Below are 6,488 nucleotides of genomic sequence, written 5' to 3'. Positions count from 1 at the left end.
ACCAGCGGTGCCATTACAATTTTAAACAGATTAAAGCGAAATTGAAATTTTTCCCTTGCCTGGTATCGCAGCAGCAATACCTCCACACTGGCACTCAACACCGATCCTAATACTACTGCGTAAATTCCCAGCTTCGCCAGTAACAATACCATGCATAGTATTTTTACAGCAGAAATAATAAAGTAAATAACCGGCAGCGGCTTGGTATACTTCAGTACGCCATACGGTATACCAAAGAACAATCGCATCGGACGAATTATATATACCAGTGAAATATAGGGCAGGTATTCGATAGCGCGTTTATAGTCCGGGTTATGGGCAAACATATCAATCACCCAGGGAAAAACCAGCACGCACATGCAGATCAGGATCATGATCACCGAGGTAAAGCCATGATAGTATCGGTTGATTTCCATCGAGGTTCCTTTTTCCTGCTGTGCGGCTATAGAGCTTACCACTTTCGGATAGAATGAGCTGTGCAGTCCGTTGGCTATAAATTCTATTACCGACATACACTTTACCCCTACATCATATATACCTACATCGCTGAGTGGCATAAAGAAGAGCATGATAAACCTGTCGAAGTAATTGATAACCCATTGCTGCAACTGGTATATAAAGGCATACAGATTGAATTGAAATGATGAACGCAGTAAGGGAAAATCGAAATGTATACCAAACTCGGAGAATACTTTTATCAGTACCCAACTGCCCGCCAGTATAGCCACCACCATGCGTCCACCCAGGGGACCGATTAACGAGTTCGGATATAGCTGCAAACCTACAATGGTGAGACCTGCTATAAATAAAAATGATAACAGATTCGACCAGAAAAATTCCACCGGCTTCTCGCGACTCTGCAGCAGGTTATTATATACTTTGAAGAGCGCCTGAAAGATACCAGTTACTGCGGCCAGCACACCATAGGGAAAGAAAGAGATACTTTTATCCGTAAAGAATTTACTGAAAGTGAGATCACCCAGCGCAAGCGACAGAAGTCCTACACCTCCGCCAATCATGAGCATAAGAACAAAGGCCGAGCTGATGAAAGACGATAATTTTTTCGGGTCGTTTTTAAATTCGTGAAAGTGGATGTATAGCGAAGTATCAAAGCTATAAGTAGTAAGTATCTGGATGAAAAGCGAGAATGCCAGGTAGATGGAAAGAGCACCATAGTCGGCCGTGCTTAACTGCGTGGTATAAACCGGCAGCAGAATAATAGCGCTCGCCATGGGCAGCATACCTGCCAGGGTATAAATAAGCGAGCTCTTAATAAACCTTTTGCTAATGCGCATAGCGAAGCCGGCAAGTTAGCACCGTTTAGGATATTAGGAAAGAATTAAGTAGAAAGTGGAAGGCCGAAAGTTAAAAGTCAGCGAACGGGGAATTGAATATAGAACAAGGAATATTGATTAACGAATGTTGAAGTATAAAATGCGAAAAGACCGGAAGTCGGAAAGCAAATCTCCATACACCTGCCAGTGCTCCACGATTAACGGATAACTGCTAACGAATACCGGAGCCAGAGGCAATTTGAATTCCGTGAGAACTGTAATAACTTTCGGGGTTAATATAATTTTCAATGGACATAACTAAATTCAGGAAGGTGCTTGTTTTGGCACCGCATACGGACGATGGAGAACTAGGAGCTGGCGGCACTGTCTCCAAGCTAATCGAATCAGGATCTGAAGTTTACTATGCAGCTTTTTCCACGGCTGAGCAATCTGTTCCTGAAGGCTTCCCTAAAGATATCCTGAAAACAGAAGTCAAGAATGCCACGGTACGGCTAGGCATAGCTCCTGATCACTTACTGATCTATAATTATGAAGTTCGAAAGCTCAACTATGTCAGACAAGAGATTCTGGAAGAACTGATTAGACTACGAAAACAAATAGCTCCTGACTTGGTATTACTTCCATCACTGAACGACATCCATCAGGATCATAGTACTGTTGCTCAGGAAGGTTTACGGGCTTTCAAGCAAAAAACCATCCTGGGCTACGAACTCATCTGGAACAATCTTACATTCAGTACAAGCTGTTTTGTTCAACTAAACGAGAACCATATACAAAAAAAATGCGATGCCCTTAAAGCTTATGCTTCTCAACAGCATAGAGACTATATATCAGAAGAATTCGTGATGTCTCTCGCCCGGGCACGAGGAGTACAAATTGGCTGTCAATACGCAGAGGCTTTTGAAGTAATCAGACTCATATTCTAAAGCAATATGGAAACATCATTAAAAGAAATTATACGAGAGTTCCCGGTTATAGAAGTAATAGGGAATACAACGCGAACCATCCGGAATATTGTACGTGCAACAGACAATGATTTTCACGATGACGATATAGTATGGATATCAGACAAGAATATTGATTTGGTCAAGTCTGTCGGGAGAGGATGTATAATCTGCAGTCAACTTGTTTCGAGAAACAGCCTTTTCGATGAGTGTACTTACTTGATCGTAAACAATCCGAGACTATATTTTTTAAATATAGTTAAACATTTCTTTGTAGAATCAGAAGCACCTGAGATATCCGTTCACAGCGTTATTCATCCTACCGTTAAAATTGGAGTAGACGTTACAATCCGGGCAGGAGTAGTAATTGAAAAAGACTGTGTTATTGGCAACTATACTTCTATAGACTCCAATACAGTTATAAAGAAGAGAACCATCATTGGTAATAATGTTAAAATAGGTGCTAACAATACTATAGGAGGTGAAGGTTTCGGGTACGAAAAAAACGAAGCCGGTCAATATGAATTTATTCCTCACATTGGAAATGTACTTATTGAAGACAATGTAGAAATAGGGAACAATACGGCCATTGACAGAGCTGTTCTTGGTAGCACTATCCTTCGAAAGAATTCAAAAATCGACAACCTTGTCCATATAGCACATGGCGTGGATGTCGGAGAAAACTCTATGGTAATTGCCAATTCGATGGTAGCTGGCAGCGTATCCCTTGGAAAGAATGTATGGGTAGCACCCTCAGCCTCAGTGCTAAACAAGCTTGTTGTAGGTGACGATTCTATAATAGGTATGGGTGCAGTGGTATTAAAAAATGTAGCCGCTGGTCAAACAGTAGTGGGCAATCCTGCTAAAGATTTACAGAGCCTCAAACCTAAATAAGTTTTCGAAGCGCATCCAGTAATATCTTCTTGCTAAATTCAGCATTCATCTCACGTGCTGCTGTGTTTGTATTCAATTTAAAATCATTTAATGTTTGCAAAGTCAATGATCGAAGTTCATCTGCCAGTGATTGCGCTGTGAATTCTTTGGATACAACACCAATGTTATAGTGCCTAGTGATATAGGCTATTTCCCTCAAAGGCCCCACCGCCATGGCAAGCCTTCCTTGAATACAATCAAACAGTTTATTAGGAAGACCGTTCTCATAGTTAAAGTTAACAGGAGGCACAAGGATAATCCCCATATCGTATCGTTCATGTAACGCATCAACTATTTCTGAACTTTTCAATGCTGGCAACACACGAACACGACCAGTGACTTGGGCCTTATTCTTAAAACTCTCGAAGTATTGCTTTGTTTTAGGTGATGAATTTTCAGGAACGAGATAGATAAGATCAAGTGTAAACCGATCATCAAGCAACTCCATCATATCGATCATAATCTCGGGCTGCCGTGATACCGTAAAAATACCGTGGTGTACTAGTTTTATTGGATATTGCTCCCGTAGTTGAGGGTTCAGATCAAAGTAAGCGGACGCATTTGTAATGATTACTGGCTTTACACCGAAATTATCCTCATAAGCTTTCGCCAGGCTATTATTGATCGTACACATGCCATGCACCCTAGGAATATATTTACGACACAGGCTAACATTAAATCGTTTAAAGAAAATGCGCCAATAAAGCCTGTCTTCAAAATGACGTGGCGCGTATTCATGAGCATCAAAAAAAACCTTAGAACGATCTCCGGCTATTTGAAATGCCAAAGGAAGTGTTTCTATATCATTGGCCAGAACAATATCAAAATCCTTTCCCTTTAAATCAGAAATATACCGGTGATAATTGTGAAGTATTCGATAGGCGACTGAGTTAATACCCAATAAAAGGAATATCGATGAAATAGCTTTTCTCAAAAAAGTAAGTTTCGTTTTTTCAAGAACATAGAGGGTATACTTCGAATCTTTGTGAGCATCAAAACATGCAACCGTTACAGTGTAGTCATTTTTCACAAACTCGATTTGACGCTTTACTCTCGCATCATTCTTCAGATCATTAAAGCAAATGATTAATAAGGTTGCCATTACAAAAAAATTTGACAAAGATAGAAAAGAAATTACATGGATATTAACAGTCCTCCAACGCTAATAAATCTGTATACCTATATTTTGCTATATTTACGGCAATAGAGTACATGAAAAAATTATTGATAGGTGTTGTATTTTGCCTGCGTCTAACAACACTTTCCGCGCAAATTGATGCCGTTGGTTCTGGTCACGCCATACAATTTGATGGCATAGACGATTATGTTGACCTTGGCAACATCTATGACGATCTCACTTTTCCATTTACAGTATCAGCCTGGGTTAACGTAGATGCTTCTTCCATTTCAGGACCAATTTTAGTTACACAGGATAACAATCCGATTTACAACGGTTTCTGGTTTATTGTAACTCCTACCGCGCTTCTAATAGAAACTGGCGATGGAAGAGGCGAGAATCTTCCAACATACAGGCAAGGAAAAGGGATGGACCTATATGGCATGTACGGCAGATGGAATCACTATTGCGCCGTAGTAAAGGGTGTTGGAAATATTCAACTATATATTAACGGCTATGAAGCCGGAGGTTTCCTCACCGGAAATTCAACGCTGCCAATGGCTTCCAATTATCCCAACGATGTCGCCAAGATTGGATACTTCCTTTCAAACGGAATCATTTATCGTTTCACCGGAATGATTGACGAGCTTCGTCTTTTTAATAAAGCTTTATCTGAGAATGAAATCAAACAACAGATGTGCAAGCGACTCACAGGTACTGAACCTAACCTGATTGGCTATTGGAATTTTGATGAAACAACAGGAAACACTTTATATGACAAATCCTCCAATCATTTCGATGGTCAATTAAAGGGAAATCCTAAACGAGTTTTTTCCGGGGCACCTGTTGGTGATGAAAGCCAATTTATATATACAACAACCTGGACAGGAACAACTCTTTCAATGGATAACCTTACAGTAAAAAACATAGCAGGTAATCCTTATGGAGTTCACATCTACAAGGTAAACAACCTTCCATCGCAGACGAATGGTTTGATTGCTGGAAGCATTGTTAAGCCTTACTATGGTATATTTGCTGCAAGCAACGATACTGGTAATACATTTAGTTTTTCCCTAGGATCAGATGCCAGCTCCTGTTCAATCTCAAGGAGATCAAACAATAGTATATCTACGTGGCAGCAATCAACAGTCACTACCGGGATATCCGATCAAATTGAATTTATACCTAGCGCCTCAGGAACCATATCCCTGGAATTAGGAACCGATGTTACATTGTGCGACCAAACCAGTTATACACTAAGTTCTAATATTTCAGATGCTCCCGGAAAAACCTTTCTTTGGAACACAGGGGAAACTACATCTTCAATTACCGTAACAAAATCAGGTAAATACAATCTGCAAATATTTGAAGGTTGTAAACTTGGAAAGGACAGTATTAACCTTGCATTTCTTCAAACACCTCAGAAGTTTTCGCTTGGTGAGGATGAAGTTGCTTGCATCCTTCCTGTAAAAACATTATCCGCAGGTCAAAATAAATCAGGGTTTGAATATACCTGGCAAAATGGATCTCATGATTACTCTTTAGATGTCACCAATTTTGGCACCTATTGGGTCTCTGTTAAGAATGCATGCGGCCAATATTCCGATTCGATTTCCTTTTCGAAACCAGTTTTAGATTGGCAAGCTATACCAAACGTTATTACTCCAAATGGTGATAGCCGTAACCAATACTTTAAGATTAATCAAAAGTTTGACTTCCCTATCACACTAGAGGTATTTAATCGTTGGGGAACATTACTCTTTCGAAGAGACGCCTATGAAAATAACTGGGATGGAGGCGATTTATCCACTGGTGTCTATTTTTACAAATTGAGTGGTGTGTGTATTGGTGAGAAAAAAGGAAGTATTAGCATAATAAAATAGAACTTTTCCGTCTGAATAAGAGTCTGCTGAAGTTTTGATAGATTGTGTAATTTCAGGCAACTAAATACCTGATTCAATCATGAAGGCTACCCTACCAGCACTTGCCCTGTTTGTTCTTGTAACAGCTTGTAAGACGAATGAAGTAAAGAAAATTGGTTCTATCGAACGCATTGACCCTGCGTTGGATGCTATTGTGTCTCCCACCGCTCAGCCGGAAATTATAGCAGAAGGATTTGAGTGGAGTGAAGGGCCGCTGTGGCTGGAAGAAACCAAGACATTGATATTTTCGGATGTACCGAAGAATACGATTCACCAA

General features: G+C 40.2%; 5 protein-coding genes and 1 pseudogene. 4 read left to right on the top strand and 2 right to left on the bottom strand.

The window, feature by feature from the left end; translation table 11 throughout:
- A partial coding sequence (locus tag VIN08_RS11235) for a lipopolysaccharide biosynthesis protein (protein WP_331964647.1) occupies window positions 1–1,295 on the bottom strand: 1,295 nt, incomplete at its 3' end.
- A gap of 287 nt (window positions 1,296–1,582) precedes the next feature.
- Between VIN08_RS11235 and VIN08_RS11230 the strand changes: the two genes are divergently transcribed.
- The gene (locus VIN08_RS11230) at window positions 1,583–2,221 is read left to right on the top strand and encodes a PIG-L family deacetylase (protein ID WP_331964643.1); all 639 of its coding nucleotides are present in this window, start codon (window positions 1,583–1,585) and stop codon (window positions 2,219–2,221) included.
- Between the two features lie 6 nt (window positions 2,222–2,227).
- Window positions 2,228–3,133: a UDP-3-O-(3-hydroxymyristoyl)glucosamine N-acyltransferase gene (locus tag VIN08_RS11225; protein ID WP_331964640.1), complete on the top strand. Its 906-nt coding sequence runs from the start codon at window positions 2,228–2,230 to the stop codon at window positions 3,131–3,133.
- On the opposite strand, the gene VIN08_RS11220 is transcribed toward VIN08_RS11225, so the two are convergent.
- Window positions 3,126–4,274, bottom strand: a complete 1,149-nt coding sequence (locus VIN08_RS11220; RefSeq protein ID WP_331964637.1) for a hypothetical protein — start codon at window positions 4,272–4,274, stop codon at window positions 3,126–3,128. The genes VIN08_RS11225 and VIN08_RS11220 overlap by 8 nt on opposite strands.
- 110 nt (window positions 4,275–4,384) lie before the next feature.
- Here VIN08_RS11220 and VIN08_RS11215 point away from each other — a divergent pair, with 110 nt between their 5' ends.
- Together VIN08_RS11215 and VIN08_RS11210 are read left to right on the top strand one after the other, a co-directional pair.
- The gene (locus VIN08_RS11215; RefSeq protein WP_331964634.1) at window positions 4,385–6,172 is read left to right on the top strand and encodes a LamG-like jellyroll fold domain-containing protein; all 1,788 of its coding nucleotides are present in this window, start codon (window positions 4,385–4,387) and stop codon (window positions 6,170–6,172) included.
- Between the two features lie 79 nt (window positions 6,173–6,251).
- A pseudogene (locus tag VIN08_RS11210) lies at window positions 6,252–6,488 on the top strand (SMP-30/gluconolactonase/LRE family protein); the annotation flags it as partial.

The sequence above is a fragment of the Ohtaekwangia sp. genome, assembly GCF_036568665.1.
Classification (GTDB): Bacteria; Bacteroidota; Bacteroidia; order Cytophagales; family Cyclobacteriaceae; genus Ohtaekwangia.
Note: the sequence above shows the minus strand (reverse complement) of the source record. Positions and strands in the feature narration are given on the sequence as shown.